Origin of the sequence: Novosphingobium mathurense (assembly GCF_900168325.1) — a bacterium.
In the GTDB taxonomy this organism is placed as follows: Bacteria; Pseudomonadota; Alphaproteobacteria; order Sphingomonadales; family Sphingomonadaceae; genus Novosphingobium; species Novosphingobium mathurense.
Genome location: NZ_FVZE01000001.1, coordinates 146,882 through 165,490 on the forward strand (window position 1 = coordinate 146,882; position 18,609 = coordinate 165,490).

Below are 18,609 nucleotides of genomic sequence, written 5' to 3' on the forward strand. Positions count from 1 at the left end.
ATTATTCGGTTGTGAGGCACTGATGTGCTTGCGGAGTGGGTTATTATGTTTGGTTTTCCTGCGCGTATTCTTCTGACGCTGACCGCATTAGCCCCCGTTATGTTTACCTATTCTTGGGCTACTTGGGATAGGGATCGTGCTCTTGCAAAATTGCTAGCAATTGGAGGTGTTTTACTAGTTCTTATCTGTATTCAACTCATTGCAAGGGCTCAATCAAGCCTAGAAGAGGTTGATGTAGAGATTACTGGAGCTGAAGCGGCTGATAGAGAGAATATCGCGTTCCTTTTGTTGTACGTCTCTCCACTATTTGCCGATAATGTTGGTGACTTAAATTGGTCAATTTTCTTGCCGGTTGTCGTGATATTTGGATTAGTCGTTGCTACTGGATACAACTATCACTTTAGCCCTCTCTTGGGCATCATGGGGTGGCATGCTTACAAGATTAGCACCAAAGAAGGCATAACTTACGTAATGTTAACTAGACGTGAGCTGCGTACTGCGCTTGGTCCGGTTAAGGTTCGGCAATTGACTGAATATGTCTTAATTGAGTTCAAGAGGCGGTGAATGCCAAATAATTTGTTTGCGCTAGTTGGTGACCGGGCATCTACCGACGTTTTTCGTGTGCAGCTTACGCATGAAGTGCAAAATCAGTTAGCTGGCTTGTTTGTAGCCTATGAGGCTGCGTTCCGTGATGGGGTGGACGAAGAGGTGTCGTTCACTCATGATTGGAAGGCTGATGACGATGAGATACTGACAATACCGACAAATGAACAAGTTAATACAATTTGTGCCGCCGTTGGGGGTGGTGCTCTTGCAATGCAAGCAATTGATCCAGAAGAGTTCAATTCTCAGGGCATTAGAGCTTTAATATTTTCGCCGACCGACAACGCATCTAGACTTTTGGTGCAGTACTTTTCTTCTACTCAGCAGCTGTCGAGGAAGGCATTTAGTCTTGTATTTGATGGTGATACATTCACGAGGCTGAGTAATCCTGCTTTCTCAATTGGATCCCGGGTGGACGCGATTATTGAGGGCGGCTTGGTGAAATTCAAGAACTTCAATTTCGTAAAAAGAGTTTTTGACCTTTTGGATAGTTATGTTGAAGCTTCGGACAGTCAGATTGAAGATTTTGCTGCATTGGAATGTGTGCACATTGACGATATCGAAGCTTTCAAGGAAATCACAAATCAGACTACAAGGAAGCTAATTTCCGCAGTGTCGTCCTCTGGCATACTCAGCGTTGTTGATGTTGAGACCATAAACTCCAGTGCTCAAGGCATTGGACTGAATGTAGTATTCGACAACGGGAAGATTATATTTCCACATGACAAGGCGCAATTGAAGATATTGCTAAGGTTTCTTGATCACGGCGTCTACCAAGCTCCACTTATAAATCAGCGATTTATGGCGAACTCCAAGAGAGCGATTTGATGCCGACTTCTTTGGTATCAAAGTAGTTTTCTACAGCGTGTTGGCATCCAAATAGTTCTATTTTTGGTGCTTTCCTACACACCCCCATATGCCATAAATACCCCGGTTCACCCCGGCGCGGGCCATTCGCGCCGGTCCTGATGCTCCAGTTCGAGGGGGTGAACCATGTCCGACAGTTCCAGCCCAGCCACGCCCGGCGCGCCGCATGGCGCGGCTCCGGGTTCCGGCCCGTCATCCGGTCCCTCTGCGGCAATGGCAGGCGACACTGCGCCGCCCACGCGCTTCGGGCGAGGGTGGATACCGGCTTCGCGCGATATCGGCCTGCCGTCCGACGATTGGCCCGGTTCCGCTTGCCCTGAGCATTTCGACCGGGATTGCGGCGGCGGGGCGGCCTCGCCGTCGGCGGCCTCGTCCTTCGGGCAGGCCCGGGGCTGCGGGCAGGGGGAACGGGACGGGCAGGGGGATGAAATGCCCACCGCTGACGCCTCCGCCAAGCGGGAGGGGGATGGCGTGCCCCACAATGGCTGGAGCGATGCGCGCAAGGTTGCCTTCCTCCACCACCTTGCCGACCGGGGCGATGTGCGCGCGGCCTGTGCGCAAGTGGGGATGAGCCGGACCTCCGCCTATCTCCTGCGGCGGCGCGATGCGGTCTTTGCGCAAGGCTGGTCCGCCGCGCTGCTGCTCGCGCGCGCCCATGCCGAGGAAGTGCTGGCGACCCGCGCGATCGACGGGGTGGACGAGGCGGTCTGGTTTCGCGGAGAGCTGGTCGGGCGGCGGCGGCGCTACGATTCCCGCCTGCTGCTGGCGCACCTTGCGCGGCTCGACCGGCTGGCCGAGCAGCACCACGTGAGCGAGCAGGCCGGGCGCTTCGATGAAGTGCTGGCGCTGCTCTCGGGCGCGGCGCCGGACGAGGACTTTTTCCAGCCCTCCTTGGACCCGGCGCTCGATCCCTTGCCGGAAGAGGGCGCGCCCGACCCGTTCCTGCCGCTCTCGCGCCGCGACTACGTCGATTATGCGCCCGCTGACCCGGAAGGGGCCGGGGCGGACTGGGATGCATGGCAGGCCCGCGCCTGCGATCATGTCGACGAAGTGTTGCGGCAGGCGCGGCAGGATCGCGCAGCGGACGCGCGCGACGGGCACTGCGTGGTCGCCTGGGACGGCTGGATCGGTCCGGGGCTGGACGAATTGCCCGAGGATCTGGCCGGGGAACCGGCCGGTCCCGCCGCGGGCGGGGGCGATGGCCTGCCGCTGGAGTACAAGTCGCTCGACGGTCCGGCGGCCTGTCCCCCTGGACCGTGTAAACCGTGTAAACCGGGCGGGCCTTCCGGCCTGTTTCGAAAAATCGGCTGGCGCCGGGAACGGATCGCCGGGCCTGTGGTTATCGCAAGTGAAGGCCGGCGCGGTGATGCTCCCACCCCCCTCCCACCACCGCGCTGGCCGACTTTTTGCGGGCCGGGGCCGATGGCAGGTTCGCAGGTCGCCGCAGGGCGGGGCGCGCAACGGTCCGGTACGGCCGCACGGGATGCGGCCGCTTGCACTCACGCTTTATGGGATTTCGGCTTTGGGGCCGTGGCCGCTCAGGCGCCGGACCCGCTTGGGCCGGGCCTGTCCAGGCTCAGTCGGCGAGCAGCGCCAGTTCCACGCGGCCCTTGCCGGCGCGGGTCAGGCCGATCTCGTCCGCGGCGGCGCGGCTGAGGTCGATCACGCGGTTGCCGTGGAACGGTCCGCGGTCGTTGATGGTGACGATGACCGAATCGCCGGTCGCTTCGTTGGTCACGCGCACCTTGCTGCCGAAGGGCAGGGTGCGGTGCGCGGCGGTGAGCGCCCGCGGGTCGAACAGGTCGCCGCTGGCGGTGCGGCTGCCGGCGAACTGGTTGCCGTAGTAGCTTGCCATGCCCGAACCGATCGGGTCGAACTCGGGCGCTTCGATCTCGGCGGCGTCGATCCCGGGGGTGGCCGGGGCGATGTCGGCGATGGTGACGGTGGAAGCGGCGGGCGCGGTCAGCGCCGGTGCGGCCTGCTGCTGCGGGGCCAGCTCGGGCACGGCAACGTCGGCGGCGTGGATGGGGCCTGCAAGCGGAAGCGTGACCAGTGCCGCAAGGGCGACAAGCAGGCTGGCTTTCCGGTTGCCCGGTCGAACTGACAAGATTTCCCACTCCGTCCCGTTTCAGGTGACGGGACTCCTACATGCCGCAGCGCGAAAAGGGGACTCATGCAAAAGCGGCCCGTCGCGCTTTGGCAACGGGCCGCCGGAATGTGTTAACCGTTTGAGAGGATTCAGGAAGCGTCGCGCTGGGCCAGCAACCGCAGGCGCAGGGCGTTGAGCTTGATGAATCCGGCGGCGTCCTTCTGGTCGTAGGCGCCCGCATCGTCCTCGAACGTGACGTGGCGTTCGGAGTACAGCGAATCGGGCGACTTGCGGCCGACGACCGAGGCCATGCCCTTGTAGAGCTTGAGCCGGACGGTGCCGTTGACGCGCAACTGGCTGTGGTCGATCGCGGCCTGCAGCATCTCGCGCTCCGGGGCGAACCAGAAGCCGTTGTACAGCAGTTCCGCGTACTTCGGCATCAGCTCGTCCTTGAGGTGAGCGGCGCCGCGGTCCAGCGTGATCTGCTCGATCCCGCGGTGGGCAGCGGCGTAGATCGTGCCGCCCGGGGTCTCGTACATGCCGCGCGATTTCATGCCGACGAAGCGGTTCTCGACGAGGTCGAGGCGGCCGATGCCGTGCTTGCGGCCCAGCTCGTTGAGCTGGGTGAGCAGGGTGGCCGGGCTCATCGCCACGCCGTTGAGCGCGATGCCGTCACCCTTCTCGAAGTCAATGGTGATGTATTCCGGCTGGTCCGGCGCATCCTCGGGATTGACGGTGCGCGAGTAGACGTAGTCGGGGGTCTCTTCCCACGGATCCTCGAGCACCTTGCCCTCCGACGAGGTGTGCAGGAGGTTGGCGTCGGTCGAGAACGGGCTTTCGCCGCGCTTGTCCTTGGGCACCGGGATCTGGTGCGCCTCGGCCCAGGCGATCAGCGCGGTGCGCGAGGTGAGTTCCCACTCGCGCCACGGGGCGATGACCTTGATGTTCGGATCGAGCGCGTAGGCCGACAGCTCGAAGCGGACCTGGTCGTTGCCCTTGCCGGTCGCACCGTGGGCGACGGCGTCGGCGCCGGTCTCGTGGGCGATCTCGATGAGGCGCTTGGAAATCAGCGGACGGGCAATCGACGTGCCGAGAAGGTAGTCGCCCTCGTAGCGGGCATTGGCACGGAACATCGGGAAGACGAAATCGCGCACGAACTCTTCGCGCAGGTCGTCGATGTAGATGTGCTCGTCGGGAATGCCCATGAGCTTGGCCTTGGCGCGAGCGGGTTCAAGCTCCTCGCCCTGGCCGAGGTCGGCCGTGAACGTCACGACCTCGCAGTTGTAGGTGACCTGCAGCCACTTGAGGATGACGCTGGTATCAAGCCCACCGGAATAGGCGAGGACGACCTTTTTGATATCGGACATGACGCTTGCGAGCTCCGCTGGAATCGACGCTGGAATTGCGACGCGCGCCTAACAGCGGGGGCGGGCCGGCGCAATGCCAGTGTTAAAAAGCGCCCGCAATCACTCGGCGCGAAGCAGGTCCCTTTCGCGCGCGGCCATGTAGTCGCGGGTGAGGGGCAGGGCGCGGCGGCTGCGGGTGTACTGGATCTGGTAGTTGCACATGCTCCCGCTCTCGAACGCGGCAGTCGCGCCGGCGAGGTAGAAGATCCACATGCGGTGGAAGCGCTCTCCGTAGAGGCCGACGATCTCGTCCTTGTGGGCGACGCAGCGCTTGTACCATTCGCGAAGGGTCAGTGCGTAGTGCAGGCGCAGGTTCTCGACGTCGGCTGCGATCAGGCGATAGCGTTCGCTGGCCGCGACGGTTTCGCTCAGCGCCGGGATGTAACCGCCCGGGAAGATGTACTTGCGGGTGAAGGCGTCGGTGGAGCCCGGGCCGCCCATGCGCCCGATCGTGTGCAGCAGCATGACGCCGTCGTCGACGAGCAGCTTCGCGCAGTCCCGGAAGTAGCGATTGAACTGCGCCTGCCCGACGTGTTCGAACATGCCGACCGAGACGATGCGGTCGAACTTTTCACCCTGAGCGGCAAGATCGCGGTAGTCGACGAGTTCGAAGCGGGTGCGGCCGGCCACGCCTGCGGCTTCGGCCCGCTTGCGCGCGAGGGCAAGCTGTTCCTCGCTCAAGGTAATGCCAAGGACATTCACGTCGGCATGCTTGGCCAGGTAAATCGCCATGCCGCCCCAACCGCAGCCAATGTCCAGCACCCGCTGGCCGGGAGCAAGGGCGAGCTTGGCGGCGATGTGGGCGAGCTTGGCCTCCTGCGCCTGTTCCAGCGTCATGCTGCCGCTTCCGTCCGCATTCGGCCAGTAGGCGCAGCTGTATTGCATGTGGTCCCGATCGAGGAACAGCGTGTAGAGGTCGTTGCCGATGTCGTAGTGGTGGGCGACGTTGGCCTTGGCGCGGGCGGCCTTGTTGATGCCGTCGATTACGGTGAGCGCGCGCGTTCCGATCTTCTTGAGTCTCGATCCTTCGCCGAAACTGCCGCCGCGATCCCACGGGCGATTGGCGCGCAGGAGCTGGACCAGTTCCATGATGTCGCCGCGCTCAACCAACAGCTGGCCGTCCATGAAAGCTTCGGCAGCGCCCAGTCGCGGGTCGAGGATGATCTTGCGCTCGGCGGTGGGATCGGTGAAGCGCACGGCGACATCGGGATAACCGGGCTCTGGCGTGCCTTTGCGCGTCCGGGTGCCGTCCGAATAGGTGATTTCCAGTGTGCCCTTGCGGACCGCCTTGCCGAGAAAGCGCTCAAGCAACATTTTCGACATTATGGTTTTGATCCCGCCCGATATTTCATATCCCTACGGTGGTCGAACCTGCCACAGGGAAACTGGTTCCTGAAATAATCGCAAGATCGAACCGCGCGGTCCTCTCCCGCTATTTCCGTTTCTTGTCTAATTCGGGCAGCGTAGCTGTAAGACTGCGCCTGACAAGAGGCATATACGGATGCAGAGCTTATTGCCGGGCGAGGAACAGGACGTCCCGTTCTTGGGCGAGCAGATGCTGGCCGGAATCGACGTACACCGTTTGCCCACTGGCTACCCATCCGTCGGCGAGGAACAGGGCGGTATCGGCGATGTCCTGAGGCGATGTTTTACGGCCCAGTAGGTTCATGCGATGCGAAACTTCGGTTTCGGCTTCCGTCTGGTCATGGCTGGCCAGGATCGCCCCGGGAGCAATGCCGTAGATGCGATCCTCGGCGCGGGTCCGGGCCATCGAAAGCATGGGAATGGTCGCCGCCAGCGCGTGTTTGCTCATCGTATAGGAGAAGAAATCCGGATTTGGATTGAGCAGTTTCTGGTCCGTGACATGGATCAGCCGCCGCCCGCCACGGGCTTGTGCATGGCGCAGAAAGGCCTGGGCTAGCAGGGCAGGTGTGCCGGCGTTAATCTGCATCGTCTTGTCGAAAGTGTGCTCGTCGAGGGCTTCGGCCGTATCGAGGTCGAAGACGCCAGCGCAGTTGATCAGGACCCGCCAGTCCTTCAGCCGCGCGGCAAGCCTTTCCACCATGGCGACAGCCGCCTGTCCGTCGCTCAGGTCGCAACTGACGATTTCGGCCGAGGACAGCTGTGCTTCCAGCGCTTCGGCTTGAGCGGTTGACTGGCCGTAGTGGATCACCACGTGCCAGCCAGCGGCTCCGAAGGCATGGGCAATGGCCGCGCCGATCCGCTTCGCGCCGCCTGTCACCATCATGGCCGGTCGCATGGTCATGTTGTGTAGGTCATATCGTGCCGTGTCATCGGACCTATTGGAGCATATGCGGCAGACGGGGGAAAGCGCTGGAATTCCAGTCTTTCGCAATTTTCGCATCTGAGGTGGATGGAGAAATGAAAGAGGGCGCCCCGTCGAACTTGACGGGACGCCCCATGTTTGTGCCCGATAGTGTCGCTCAGATCAGCGGCACTTGAGATCGCCGCGATCGATCGTCCGGCCGAGCAGACCACCGGCAACGCCGCCGAGGATCGCGCCGAGCGTCTTGTCGCCGTTGCCAGCCAGTTCATGCCCTGCAAGGGCGCCGACGCCGGCACCGATGATCAGGCCGGTCGTGCCATTGTCGCGGCGGCAGTAATAGCGGCCATCGCGCCCGCGCCAGACGCGGTCGTGTCGGGAGATCCGGCGCGGTTCGTAATAGCGACCGCGCGAATCGTAGATGCGGTGGTGGCGTTCCTTTTCGCGATAGCCATGGGCGGGAGCCCATGGCGGCGGATCGGCGGCGGCCGGTACGGCCGGGATCGCCAGGGCGGCGGCCGTGATAGCCAGAATGGATCTCTTGAACATTGCGTCCTCCTGCAAGTGCCTGTCTTGAACCTTTGAATTGCTTTTTGGTTCACCTGAACCCAACGCTGGATGAACAATTCGTTGGATGGCCGGGACTGGAGACAGACCGATGTAATCCTGCGATGAAGTGAACTGCAATGATGAAAGGTGCGTAAGGTGCAAATTGATCTCGTCGACGTCTTCGGTTCCGGACCGCTGAGCGGCAATCCGCTCGCCGTCGTGCGCGGGGGTGAGGATCTGGACGCTGAGTCGATGCTGAAGCTGACGCGATGGCTGGGTTATTCGGAAACGACTTTCATTCTGCCGCCGACCGACACTGCCGCCGATTACCGCGTGCGCATCTTCTACCCGGCAGGTGAGCTGCCTTTCGCCGGGCATCCGACACTGGGGACGGCACATGCCTGGCTCACTTCGGGGGGTGTGCCCAAACAAGCGGGCCGTATCATCCAGGAATGCGGTATAGGTCTTGTCGAGGTCCGGCAGGATGCCGACCGACTGGCATTTCGGGCACCCGACCTCTTGCGCTCCGGCCCGTTGTCGGATGAGGATCGGGCCGAAACGATCCGCCTCACCGGTGTGGACGAAGACCAGGTTATTGCAGCCGTCCATGCCGACAACGGACCGGGCTGGAAGCTCCTGCATCTCAAGTCAGCCGAACAGGTCGTGGCCGCAAACCCGGTGCCGCGTGCGCCGATGCCTACCGATGTCGGGCTGCTTGGCGCTTGGGGGCCGGGGCATGACAAGCAATTCGAGGTGCGCGCCTTCTTCGCCGATCCGACCGGGGCGATGGTGGAGGACCCGGTGACGGGAAGTCTCAATGCCGCAGTGGCGCAGTACCTGTTCGGGCAAGGCATGGCGAGCGGCAGATACGTTGCCGGACAGGGGCAGAGGATCGGTGCGGACGGTCATGTCCACTGCTCGCAGGAAACGGACGGCTCGGTCTGGGTAGCAGGGCGCGTGGAAACGGTGGCACAAGGCGCAAGGCTGACGTTCTGATCGGGGCGATTGCCACCTAGGCATCGCGCGCGGTTGAAGGCCGCACGGTAATCCTGTGGGGTGCCCATCCCACGCGATTGCTTCGCGCGGCTGCGTCACCTTGCAGAGATGGGTCTGTCAGGCTCGGTTCAAGCACGGAGCCGATGTTGCGGTATGCTGTGCCATCCAGGGCAGGACATCCTCGTAGGGCATGGGGCGGCAGATCCCGTAACCCTGCCCGGCGTTGCAGCCCAGGGTGGTGAGCAACTGCTGCGTCTCGGGGGTCTCTACACCTTCGGCCACCAGCGAAATGCCGAGGTTCTCGCACAGCACGACAAGGCTGTTGACCAGTGACTGGTCGAACCGGCTTTCCGTAAAGCGCGAGATGAAAGAACGGTCTATCTTGATCTCGCTGATGGCGAATTCGCGCAAGTAGCCGAAGGAAGTGAAGCCCGAACCGAAATCGTCGATGGACAGGCCGATGCCGTTTTTGCGCAACCTTTCGATGACGCGTTGGGCTTGGGCGGGATTGGCGATCAGGGCGGTCTCGGTCAGCTCCAGGGTTACGCGCCGTGGTTCGACTCCATGGCGGGCAATCAGCTCGGGCAGGCTATCGATGAATTTCGCCCTCTCGAGCATCCGTGCCGATATGTTGACTGCGATGGACGCTTTGTCGATCCGGTCCTGTATCTGCGCGAACTGGCGCAGCACCTTGTTGAGGCAATGGTTGGTGAAGGATTCGAGCAGGGGCGATTGCTCGACGGTGTGGATCAGCTGGTCGGCTGGCACCGGCGCTCCGGTTGGATGGCGCCAGCGCACCAGTACTTCGAAGCCCAGGACGCGGCCCGATCGCAAGTCGATCTTGGGCTGCCAGTGCCAGTCGACCGCGTCGCGCGACATGGCGCTTTCCAGTTCCTCCAGCATGCCCTTGCGGTCGAGCGAGGGGCCGGGACGGGCCTGGCTGTCGGTGGCTATCACGACCTTGTCGATGCCGCGCTTGGCGAGGTACATCGCATCGTCGGCCGCCGAGAGAAGGGTTTGCGGTTCAGTGCCCATCTCGGGGCACAGGGCGATGCCGATCGACCCGCCCACGTTGAGCATGCGATTGCCGCAGGCGACCGGCTGTTCGATCAGGTCGGTGAGCTTCTGGCCCATCTTCAGGGCCAGTTCGGTGGAATCGATGGCCTGCAGGATGACGGCGAATTCGTCACCTCCAAGCCGTGCCACGGTGTCCACCTCGCGCAAGTGACTGCGCAGGCGCTGGGCGATAACGGTCAGGGTCAGGTCGCCGGCGGCATGGCCAAGGCTGTCGTTGATCTCCTTGAACCGGTCGAGATCGAGCATGAGCACGGCAAAGGCATCGCCGTGGCGTCGGGCCCGGGCGCAGCACTGGCCGAGGCGGTCGAAGAACAGCGTGCGGTTGGGCAGGTCCGTCAGCGGATCGTGCAGGCTGCGGTGGGTCAGTTCCTCCTCTGCCCGGCGCAGTTCCTGCCGATACTTGCGCCAGGCAATCCCTTCCTCGATCGAGGCAAGGACCTGCTCCTGCGAGAGCTGACGCTTGGCGAGGAATTCGGTCATGCCCGACTTGATCGAATCCACCGCGATCTGTTCGTTGCTGTTGCCGGTCACGGCGACAATCGGGCAATCGGGATCGATCTCGTCGCGGATTGCGGGAATGAGATCGCGTCCGTCGCCGTCCTGCAGGCCGAAATCGAGGAAGACGATGTCGAAGTGGCTGGCCGGCATGCGGATCAGCGTCATTGCTTCGGCATGCGATGCGGCTTCGACAATCGATATGTCGCGCGGGCAGCGCCTGAGCATGCGGATCAGTCGCTCGCGATCGACGTCGTCGTCATCGACGATCAGGGCGGACAGCTCGTTACCGGTCTTGGGAAAGCCTTTCATCGTGGGGGGATCCTTGAAAGCCTGTCTTCACGGGAGTTCCTGGGTCAGGGTGTACTTGGTCATGAACTCGGCAAGGCGGGCGAACTGCGGCCCGACCTCGGACTTGACCATGTATCCGGCCACCTGTTCGTTGTAGGCGCGGCAACGGTCCTGATCGCGCGAGGAAGTGCTGAGCACGAAGATCACCGTGCGCCGCAGCTGTGGGTCCGCGCGTACGGCTTCGAGGAACTGGAAGCCGTCCATGCGCGGCATGTTGAGGTCGAGCAGGACGATCACGGGCGTTGTCAGTTTCTTGTCCGGGTGATCGCCCGAAAGGACGGCCAGCGCTTCCTTCCCGTCTCCGGCCGTCAGCGTCCGGCAGGGGACGTCATGCTTGCGAAAGCTGCGCAGCACGCCTTCGATGGCAACGTCATCGTCATCGACGATGAGGACCGTGCAGTCCGCCAGTACGGTGCATTCGCCGGTTTCAACCATTGTCGGTCTCCCGCAACAGGATGCGCGGCCAGTGCACTTCGAAGCAGGCCCCGCCTAACCTGCCCTTGCCGCGCACGACGGTGATCATGCCGCCATGCGCGTTGATCATGCGCCGGGTGAAGGCGAGTCCGACGCCGTCGCCGTCCGTGCCGGGGGAGGCGCGGTGAAACAGCTTGAAGATGCGCTCCTCATTGCCCTCGGCTATGCCGCGACCGTCGTCCTCGACGGTGAAGACGGCGAAGCGGCCTTCCTCGCGCAAGGCGATGCGCAGGTTTCCGCTGCGCTGGCCGTGGTGCTTCACGGCATTGCCGATCAGGTTGCGCAAGGAAGTGGCCAGCGGCGCACGCGGGGCCGTGATGGGGCCGCCGGCGATGTCCATCTCGACAATGAAGCTCTCGGGCACCATCGCCAGGGCGAGCGCCTCCGCGACCAGCTCGTGCGGATCGATCACTTCGGTCATCGTGTCGCGCGTGCCGGCTCGCGCATAGTCGAGCAGGTCGTCGATCATCTGCTCGGCGCGGGCAATGCGCGTGGCGATGCGATCGAAGTTGTGGCGCACGTCATGCGGGAGGCTGTCTTCACCCAGATCCTCGCGGATCCAGCTCACCAGATCACCGATCCCGCGCAGGGGAGAGCGCAGGTCGTGGCTGGCGACATATGTGAATTCCTCAAGCTGGGCATTGGTCTGCTGCAGAGCGCTCTCGGCGTTCTTGCGCTGCGATATGTTGCTGACGATCGCCATGGTCAGGGGCCGACCGGGATGCTCGAGCCGGGTGAGGGCGATTTCGACCGGCAGCTCTTCACCGGAGCTGTGCAGTCCGGTAAGATCGCGGCCGGATCCCATCATGCGCGAGCTGGGTGCGGCGATGTAGCCCTCGACGTGGCTGGCGTGCCCATGGCGATAGCGGTCCGGCACCAGCAGATCGAGCGGTTGGCCGACGAGGCTTTCCGGGCTGTAGCCGAACTCGCTTGCCAGCGTCCGGTTGGCCTGGACGATGCGCTGCCGGTTGTCGACGATCAGAAGGCCGAGCGGCAGGTTGTCGAAAATCTGGTTGAAGCGCCGTTCCGCGACGACCTGCCGCATGAGGCTTTGGACATAGACGATAGTGTGCCGGCCAGTGTTCCCGGGACTGTCGCCAAGCGTCAGGTCGACCGGATGGCTGTTGCCGTCGATACCGAACAGCGCGGACTGCCATGTCCTGCCGGGGCGCGCTTCGACCGACATGTCCAGCATCTGGCGCAGCATGTCCGCGTCATCGTCGGCCATCCCGGCGTAGATCAGCCGATGGTGCAACGAGGCAGGATCGCTCTCTCCCAGGATCGCGGCAAGGGCGGGATTGGCCCAGGAGACAACACCGGCATCGTCGATGCACATGGCTCCGATCGGGGCATGGGCCAGCGCAGTTTCGAAGCCCGTATCGAGCTGTGTCACGAGAGTCATCGACGCTCCCTTCACCTTGTCGACCGGGGCACGTCAGGGTGCGGGGCGACGTATCTGCCGTTGCCGACAGCGGGGGGGAAGGCGAAGCCGTGAGCGGACACAGCCCGCGCCTCCTATCTGCAGGCTAAGGGCCTACCTATTGGAGAGGCGCGAACGGGTCGCTCCGGATCTTTGCGTATTCAGGGAGAAGATGGGTCCGTTTCGGTGCCGTACTGGACCTTACGCGTCGATCAGATTTCTACGAAAGTGCCTGCCTCACGGTCCTTGCGGACCTTCAGGCCATCGAAGACAGAACCGTTCATCGTGATCCACACACCCGGCTTGGCTGCCTGGCAGCAGGCGAAGGCCATGCCGAGGTTGAACGCGGCATCGCTTTCCGAGAACCGCGCCGGAGCCAGTGCGCCGGCAAGCACGACCGTCTTGTCGGTCAGGTGGCCCAGCGACTGGGCGGTTTGCGCCATCGTGTCGGTGCCGTGGGTGACGACCACGCGCTTCTCCGGCGCATTGGCGATCGTTGCGGCGATGAGCGCGCGATCCTCGTCGGTCAGCTCGAGGCTGTCCTTGCGCATCAGTTCGACGATCCGGAACGGATGCGTGACGCGCGAGATTTTCAGCAGCTTCTCGATCACGCTCTCGGTGATCTGGTACTCGCTCAGAGCGTCGAAATACTGCTTGTCGATGGTGCCGCCGGTAGTGACGACGAGAATGGGTGACCTGTCCATGGCGGTGCCTTTAGCCGGGAAGGAGGGGGAGGGGCAATCGTCAGCCGAGAATGCCGGGCAGGTCGAGCCCTTTTTCGCGCGCGCACTCCAGCGCAATCTCGTATCCGGCATCGGCATGGCGCATCACGCCGCTGGCCGGATCGTTCCACAGCACCCGCTCGAGACGCCGGGCCGCGGCCCCAGTGCCGTCGGCGACGATCACCATGCCGGCATGCTGCGAATAGCCCATGCCGACACCGCCGCCGTGGTGGAGCGAGACCCAGGTCGCACCGCTTGCGGTATTGAGCAGTGCGTTGAGCAGGGGCCAGTCGGACACCGCGTCCGAGCCGTCGCGCATGGCTTCCGTTTCGCGATTGGGGCTCGCGACCGAACCGGAATCGAGGTGGTCGCGCCCGATCGCCACGGGGGCCTTCAGTTCTCCGCTCGCTACCATCTCGTTGAAGGCGAGGCCGAGGCGGTGGCGATCGCCCAGACCGACCCAGCAGATGCGTGCAGGCAGGCCCTGGAAGTGGATGCGTTCGCGCGCCATGTCGAGCCAGCGGTGCAGGTGGGCGTCGTTTGGCAGCAATTCCTTCACCTTGGCATCGGTCTTGTAGATGTCCTGAGGATCGCCCGACAGCGCGGCCCAGCGGAACGGGCCAACGCCGCGGCAGAACAGCGGGCGGATATAGGCGGGAACGAAACCCGGAAATGCAAAGGCGTTGTCGACGCCTTCGTCCTTGGCCATCTGGCGGATGTTGTTACCGTAATCGACCGTGGGCACGCCCGCTTCATGGAAGTCGAGCATCGCGCGCACGTGGACTGCCATGGATGCCTTGGCAGCCTTGGCCACTACTTCTGGTTCGCGCTCGCGGCGCCCGATCCATTCGGCGACGCTCCAGCCCAGTGGCAGGTAGCCGTTCACCGGATCGTGGGCGGACGTCTGGTCCGTGAGCAGGTCGGGACGGATGCCGCGCGCAAAAAGGTCGGGCAGCACTTGTGCGGCATTGCCCAGCAGGCCCACCGAAACTGCCTTGCCTTCGGCGCGGGCCCTGTCGAGGATCGCCATCGCTTCCTCGATGGTCTCGGCGCGATAGTCTAGATAGCCGGTGCGCAGGCGCATATCGATGCGGCTTTCCTGGCATTCGATGGCAAGGCACGAAGCGCCCGCCATGACCGCGGCGAGCGGTTGCGCGCCGCCCATGCCGCCAAGACCGGCGGTGAGCAGCCAGCGCCCGGTGAGGTCGCCGCCATAGTGCTGGCGTCCCATTTCGACGAACGTCTCGTAAGTGCCCTGAACAATGCCCTGGCTGCCAATGTAGATCCACGAGCCGGCCGTCATTTGGCCGTACATGGCGAGGCCCTTGCGATCGAGTTCGTTGAAGTGCTCCCAGGTCGCCCACTTCGGCACCAGGTTCGAATTGGCAAGCAGCACGCGCGGCGCATCGGCATGGGTGCGGAATACGCCAACGGGCTTGCCGGACTGGATCAGCAGGGTCTCGTCGTCCTTGAGGCGGCGCAGCGTCTCGACAATGCGGTCGAAGCTTTCCCAGTCGCGCGCGGCGCGGCCTATGCCGCCGTAGACGACCAGTTCCTCCGGACGCTCGGCGACGTCCGGGTGCAGGTTGTTCATGAGCATGCGCAAGGGGGCTTCGGTGAGCCAGCTTCGCGCAGTGCGTTCGGTTCCGGTGGCAGGGACGATCCGGCGCGAATTGTCGAGGCGGGTCATGGTCTTCCTTTCGCGAAGTCGAGGCAGGCTTCGATGATCTGGTGGAGCACGGGCAGCACGGCCGGCCGCGCGTCGAGCGGGGCGGGCCAGTTTTCGGGCGAGGGCGTTTCGGGCTCGGCCAGATAGCCGCGCATCGCCAGCTCCATCTGGATTGCGTGGATGCCGATGTCGGGCGCGCCGTAGTGTCGGGTGGTCCAGCCACCGCGGAAGCGCCCGTCGACGACATGGCTGTGCCCGCTTGCGGCGCAGATCGAGGCAATGGCCTCGCGCAGTGCCGGAGAGCAGGTTGCCCCGCCATTGGTGCCCACGTTGAATTGGGGCAGTTCGCCCTCGAACAGGCGTGGCACGCGGCTGCGGATGGAGTGCGTGTCGTAGAGGACAATGTCCTCGTGGCGGGTGCGCAGACGATAGATCTCGTCGCGCAGCGCCGCGTGATAGGGATCGAACCAGTGGGCCCGGCGACGCGCGATCTCGTCATCGGTGGGCCAGTCCCCGGCGTAAAGCGGCTCGCCGTCGAACGTTTCGGTCGGGCACAGGCCGGTCGTCGTCTGGCCGGGATAGAGCGAGAAACCGGAAGGATCGCGGTTGCAGTCGATCACGGTGCGTGAAACGGCAGTGCGGATCGTCGTTGCGCCCATGTCTCGCACGAAGGCGTAGAGTTCGGCGATGTGCCAGTCGGCATCCTTGCGGGCCAGCCAGGGCGAGGTCAGTCCCGCCTCGATGGTTTCGGGAATCGTGGTGCCGCCATGGGGAATGCAGACGATCAGCGGTGCGTCGCCGCGCCGGATGTCGAGCCAGCCGCTCATGCTACGCCCGGCAGCTCGATGCCCGCCGCCGCAACGATTTGGCCCGAACGGATAAGGGCGTTGGCCGCTTCCATGTCGGGATGGAAATGGCGATCCGGCCCAAGCGCGGGGATCGTCGCGCGAACGGTCTTTCGTACCGCTTCGAGGGCTTCGCTTGACGTGAGCGGCGCATGGAAATCGCAACCTTGCGCGGCGGCCAGCAATTCGATGCCGACGACTGCAGTGGCATTGCGGGCCATGGCCACGAGGCGGCGGCTGCCGTGGGCGGCCATCGAGACGTGGTCTTCCTGGTTGGCGGAAGTGGGGATGGAATCGACGCTGGCCGGATAGGCGCGCTGCTTGTTTTCGGAAACAAGCGCAGCGGCGGTGACTTGCGGGATCATGAAGCCGGAATTGAGCCCGGGTTCGGGCGTCAGGAACGCAGGCAGACCGGAGAGCGCGGGGTCGACCAGCATGGCGGTACGCCGTTCGGAGAGCGAGCCGATCTCGCAGATCGCTAGCGCGATCATGTCGGCGGCGAAGGCGACCGGCTCGGCATGGAAATTGCCGCCCGAAAGCGCCTCGTCGGTCTCCGGAAAGATCAGCGGATTGTCGGAGACGCCATTGGCCTCGATGGCAAGGGTCCCGGCTGCCTGCCGCAGCACGTCGAGCGCGGCGCCCATGACCTGCGGCTGGCAGCGCAGGCAATAGGGATCCTGCACGCGAATGTCGTTCTCGACATGCGAAGCGCGAATGGCCGAGCCTGCCATGAGGTGGCGCAGGACATCGGCGGTGGCGATTTGTCCGGCATGGCCACGCAGCCTGTGGATGCGATGATCGAAAGGCGCGTCCGAGCCCTTGGCTGCCTCTGTGGAAAGTGCGCCGGCAACCAACGCGGATTGCAGCAGCCGTTCGGCCTCGAACAGCCCCGCCAGTGCCCATGCGCAGGAGAACTGCGTACCGTTGAGCAGGGCAAGACCCTCCTTGGGGCCCAACTCTGCCGGTTCCAGCCCGGCACCGGCCAGCGCCTTCGTGGCCGCCATGCGTTCACCGCTTACGAAGACATCGCCGACACCCAGCATTGTTGCTGCCATGTGCGCGAGTGGCGCCAGGTCTCCGCTAGCGCCGACCGAACCCTGGCAGGGCACGGCCGGCGTGATGCCGCGTTCGAGCATGGCCTCGAGCAGTGCTGCCGTGCGCGCCGAAATGCCCGAAGCGCCCTGTGTCAGGCTGGCCAGCTTGAGGGCGAGCATCAGCCGGACGACATCGACAGGCGTCGGCTCACCCGTACCGGCGGCATGGCTCAGCACGATGTTGCGTTGCAGCTTGGCAAGATCGGCATCCTCGATGCGGATGCTGGCAAGCTTTCCGAAGCCGGTATTGATGCCATAGACCGGTTCCCCGCGCGCGACGATACGGGCAACGGCATCAGCGCCGCGGGCGATGGCACCCTCCGCACTGGCATCGAGGCGGACCTGCGCGCCGCGGTAGATGGCGCGCCAATCGGCAAGCGGGACGCTGCCGGGCTTCAGGGTAACGGTACTCACTGGCCTCTCCGGATGCGGGCGTGAAGGGGATTGAAGCCGATGCGATAGACAAGCTCGGCCGGGGTCTCGATGTCCCAGATCGCAAGGTCGCAGGCCTTGCCTGCCTCCAGCGTGCCGATCCGGTCACCAAGCCCGAGTGCGAGGGCCGCATGGTGGGTGACGCCGAGCAGGCATTCCTCGACGGTCAGCCGAAACAGCGTCGCGCCCATGTTCATTGCCAGCAGGAGCGAGGTCATTGGCGAAGTGCCCGGGTTGCTGTCGGTGGCGAGCGCGATGGGCACGCCCGCGGCGCGCAGGGCGTCAATCGGCGGGACACGGGTTTCTCGGGTGAAGTAGAAGGCGCCGGGCAGCAGGGTCGCGACGGTGCCGGCGTGGGCCATGGCGGCGATGCCGGCATCGTCGAGCCATTCGAGATGGTCGGCGGACAGGGCGCAGAATTCTGCGGCGAGGGCAGCGCCGTGCTGGTTGGAAAGCTGCTCGGCATGGAGCTTGACCGGCAGACCGGCCTGGCTTGCCGTTTCGAAGACTCGGTGGGTTTGCTCGCGCGTGAAGCCGATCCCTTCGCAAAAGGCATCGACCGCATCGGCCAGCCCTTCGGCGGCGAGAGCGGGGATCATGTCGTGGACTACGGTATCGATGTAGCCATCGGCATTCCCGGCGAACTCTGCAGGCACGGCATGGGCGCCAAGGAACGTCGTGGTCACGTCCACGGCACGTTCGTCGGCAAGCCGCCGGGCAGCGCGCAGCATCCGCCGTTCGGCATCGAGCGAGAGACCGTAGCCCGACTTGATTTCGATGCTGGTGACGCCCTCGGCGATCAGCGCGTCGAGCCGGGGCAGGGCACTTGCAACCAGTTCGTCCTCACTCGCTGCGCGGGTTGCCGCCACGGTCGAGACGATGCCTCCACCGGCTCGCGCGATCTCTTCGTAACTCGCCCCGGCGAGGCGCAGTTCGAATTCCTGTGCACGGTTACCGGCGTAGATGAGGTGGGTATGGCAATCGATCAGGCCGGGGGTGATCCAGCGGCCCGCGCAGTCGACCGTCTCCTCGGCCGTGAAGTCCGGGGCCTGCGTGCGCGGTCCCGCATAGGCGATCTGGCCGCCGCGCGCCGCCACGACGCCGTCTTCGACCACGCCGAGGCCGGGCCCGGCCATCGTCGCCAGACGCGCATTTACCCAGACTTTGTCGCACTTCACGAGAATCGCGGCCTCCATTTCGAGAGTGAAATCTTGGCATGGACGTGCAATAATGTAT

18 protein-coding genes are annotated in these 18,609 nt (G+C 63.8%); 4 read left to right on the top strand and 14 right to left on the bottom strand.

What is annotated here, in order from left to right; genetic code table 11:
• Positions 1-45 precede the first annotated feature (45 nt).
• Positions 46-564, top strand: coding sequence for a hypothetical protein (locus tag B5483_RS23405; RefSeq protein WP_245828771.1), 519 nt, complete (start codon positions 46-48; stop codon positions 562-564).
• Positions 565-1,431, top strand: coding sequence for a Kiwa anti-phage protein KwaB-like domain-containing protein (locus B5483_RS00775; RefSeq protein WP_079729186.1), 867 nt, complete (start codon positions 565-567; stop codon positions 1,429-1,431). It abuts the gene before it with no gap.
• 107 nt (positions 1,432-1,538) lie between these two features.
• On the opposite strand, the gene B5483_RS23070 is transcribed toward B5483_RS00775, so the two are convergent.
• Positions 1,539-1,709: a hypothetical protein gene (locus B5483_RS23070; protein WP_176167926.1), complete on the bottom strand. Its 171-nt coding sequence runs from the start codon at positions 1,707-1,709 to the stop codon at positions 1,539-1,541.
• A gap of 190 nt (positions 1,710-1,899) precedes the next feature.
• Between B5483_RS23070 and B5483_RS00780 the strand changes: the two genes are divergently transcribed.
• Positions 1,900-3,126, top strand: coding sequence for a hypothetical protein (locus B5483_RS00780; protein ID WP_176167927.1), 1,227 nt, complete (start codon positions 1,900-1,902; stop codon positions 3,124-3,126).
• Here the strand turns inward: B5483_RS00780 and B5483_RS23075 are convergent.
• The 5 genes from B5483_RS23075 to B5483_RS00805 form a co-directional block, all read right to left on the bottom strand.
• Positions 3,047-3,577: a septal ring lytic transglycosylase RlpA family protein gene (locus tag B5483_RS23075; protein ID WP_079729188.1), complete on the bottom strand. Its 531-nt coding sequence runs from the start codon at positions 3,575-3,577 to the stop codon at positions 3,047-3,049. The two genes, B5483_RS00780 and B5483_RS23075, sit on opposite strands and share 80 nt — an antisense overlap.
• Before the next feature lie 131 nt (positions 3,578-3,708).
• Positions 3,709-4,926 (bottom strand): argininosuccinate synthase, encoded by a 1,218-nt coding sequence (locus tag B5483_RS00790; protein WP_054946702.1) that lies wholly within the window; start codon positions 4,924-4,926, stop codon positions 3,709-3,711.
• Positions 4,927-5,025: 99 nt separating this feature from the next.
• Positions 5,026-6,288, bottom strand: a complete 1,263-nt coding sequence (locus B5483_RS00795; protein ID WP_079729189.1) for an SAM-dependent methyltransferase — start codon at positions 6,286-6,288, stop codon at positions 5,026-5,028.
• 187 nt (positions 6,289-6,475) lie between these two features.
• Positions 6,476-7,231: an SDR family oxidoreductase gene (locus tag B5483_RS00800; protein ID WP_054946704.1), complete on the bottom strand. Its 756-nt coding sequence runs from the start codon at positions 7,229-7,231 to the stop codon at positions 6,476-6,478.
• Between the two features lie 183 nt (positions 7,232-7,414).
• The gene (locus tag B5483_RS00805; protein WP_054946705.1) at positions 7,415-7,798 is read right to left on the bottom strand and encodes a glycine zipper 2TM domain-containing protein; all 384 of its coding nucleotides are present in this window, start codon (positions 7,796-7,798) and stop codon (positions 7,415-7,417) included.
• Between the two features lie 156 nt (positions 7,799-7,954).
• Between B5483_RS00805 and B5483_RS00810 the strand changes: the two genes are divergently transcribed.
• The gene (locus B5483_RS00810) at positions 7,955-8,794 is read left to right on the top strand and encodes a PhzF family phenazine biosynthesis protein (protein ID WP_079729190.1); all 840 of its coding nucleotides are present in this window, start codon (positions 7,955-7,957) and stop codon (positions 8,792-8,794) included.
• Positions 8,795-8,911: 117 nt separating this feature from the next.
• Here B5483_RS00810 and B5483_RS00815 read toward each other — a convergent pair whose 3' ends face one another.
• The 8 genes from B5483_RS00815 to hutI all read right to left on the bottom strand — a co-directional run bounded on the left by B5483_RS00815 (position 8,912) and on the right by hutI (position 18,569).
• Entirely contained in the window at positions 8,912-10,678 is a 1,767-nt protein-coding gene (locus B5483_RS00815; RefSeq protein WP_079729191.1) for a putative bifunctional diguanylate cyclase/phosphodiesterase, read from the bottom strand.
• Positions 10,679-10,705: 27 nt separating this feature from the next.
• Complete coding sequence (locus tag B5483_RS00820; RefSeq protein WP_054946708.1) at positions 10,706-11,152, bottom strand: response regulator; 447 nt, start codon at positions 11,150-11,152, stop codon at positions 10,706-10,708.
• The gene (locus B5483_RS00825; protein ID WP_139383882.1) at positions 11,145-12,593 is read right to left on the bottom strand and encodes a PAS domain S-box protein; all 1,449 of its coding nucleotides are present in this window, start codon (positions 12,591-12,593) and stop codon (positions 11,145-11,147) included. The genes B5483_RS00820 and B5483_RS00825 overlap by 8 nt, the downstream gene beginning before the upstream one ends.
• A 230-nt stretch (positions 12,594-12,823) precedes the next feature.
• On the bottom strand, positions 12,824-13,315 hold the full coding sequence (locus B5483_RS00830) for an asparaginase domain-containing protein (RefSeq protein ID WP_054946709.1): 492 nt from the start codon (positions 13,313-13,315) through the stop codon (positions 12,824-12,826).
• A gap of 40 nt (positions 13,316-13,355) precedes the next feature.
• Complete coding sequence (gene hutU, locus B5483_RS00835; protein WP_079729192.1) at positions 13,356-15,023, bottom strand: urocanate hydratase; 1,668 nt, start codon at positions 15,021-15,023, stop codon at positions 13,356-13,358.
• Entirely contained in the window at positions 15,020-15,829 is an 810-nt protein-coding gene (hutG, locus tag B5483_RS00840; RefSeq protein WP_079729193.1) for an N-formylglutamate deformylase, read from the bottom strand. The genes hutU and hutG overlap by 4 nt, the downstream gene beginning before the upstream one ends.
• On the bottom strand, positions 15,826-17,355 hold the full coding sequence (gene hutH, locus B5483_RS00845) for a histidine ammonia-lyase (protein ID WP_079729194.1): 1,530 nt from the start codon (positions 17,353-17,355) through the stop codon (positions 15,826-15,828). Before hutH ends, hutG begins: the two co-directional genes overlap by 4 nt.
• Positions 17,352-18,569 carry an imidazolonepropionase gene (hutI, locus tag B5483_RS00850; RefSeq protein ID WP_217698185.1) on the bottom strand — a complete coding sequence of 406 codons (1,218 nt, stop codon included), beginning with the start codon at positions 18,567-18,569 and terminating at the stop codon, positions 17,352-17,354. Before hutI ends, hutH begins: the two co-directional genes overlap by 4 nt.
• Between the last annotated feature and the right edge of the window lie 40 nt (positions 18,570-18,609).

What these genes read in the sequence shown, in the direction of transcription:
- B5483_RS23405 (WP_245828771.1), top strand. Translation starts at nt 46, where the DNA reads ATGTTTGGTTTTCCTGCGCGTATTCTTCTGACGCTGACCGCATTAGCC.
- B5483_RS00775 (WP_079729186.1), top strand. Translation starts at nt 565, where the DNA reads ATGCCAAATAATTTGTTTGCGCTAGTTGGTGACCGGGCATCTACCGAC.
- B5483_RS00780 (WP_176167927.1), top strand. Translation starts at nt 1,900, where the DNA reads ATGCCCACCGCTGACGCCTCCGCCAAGCGGGAGGGGGATGGCGTGCCC.
- B5483_RS00790 (WP_054946702.1), bottom strand. Translation starts at nt 4,926, where the DNA reads ATGTCCGATATCAAAAAGGTCGTCCTCGCCTATTCCGGTGGGCTTGAT.
- B5483_RS00795 (WP_079729189.1), bottom strand. Translation starts at nt 6,288, where the DNA reads ATGTCGAAAATGTTGCTTGAGCGCTTTCTCGGCAAGGCGGTCCGCAAG.
- B5483_RS00800 (WP_054946704.1), bottom strand. Translation starts at nt 7,231, where the DNA reads ATGACCATGCGACCGGCCATGATGGTGACAGGCGGCGCGAAGCGGATC.
- B5483_RS00805 (WP_054946705.1), bottom strand. Translation starts at nt 7,798, where the DNA reads ATGTTCAAGAGATCCATTCTGGCTATCACGGCCGCCGCCCTGGCGATC.
- B5483_RS00815 (WP_079729191.1), bottom strand. Translation starts at nt 10,678, where the DNA reads ATGAAAGGCTTTCCCAAGACCGGTAACGAGCTGTCCGCCCTGATCGTC.
- B5483_RS00820 (WP_054946708.1), bottom strand. Translation starts at nt 11,152, where the DNA reads ATGGTTGAAACCGGCGAATGCACCGTACTGGCGGACTGCACGGTCCTC.
- B5483_RS00825 (WP_139383882.1), bottom strand. Translation starts at nt 12,593, where the DNA reads ATGACTCTCGTGACACAGCTCGATACGGGCTTCGAAACTGCGCTGGCC.
- B5483_RS00830 (WP_054946709.1), bottom strand. Translation starts at nt 13,315, where the DNA reads ATGGACAGGTCACCCATTCTCGTCGTCACTACCGGCGGCACCATCGAC.
- hutU (WP_079729192.1), bottom strand. Translation starts at nt 15,023, where the DNA reads ATGACCCGCCTCGACAATTCGCGCCGGATCGTCCCTGCCACCGGAACC.
- hutG (WP_079729193.1), bottom strand. Translation starts at nt 15,829, where the DNA reads ATGAGCGGCTGGCTCGACATCCGGCGCGGCGACGCACCGCTGATCGTC.
- hutI (WP_217698185.1), bottom strand. Translation starts at nt 18,569, where the DNA reads ATGGAGGCCGCGATTCTCGTGAAGTGCGACAAAGTCTGGGTAAATGCG.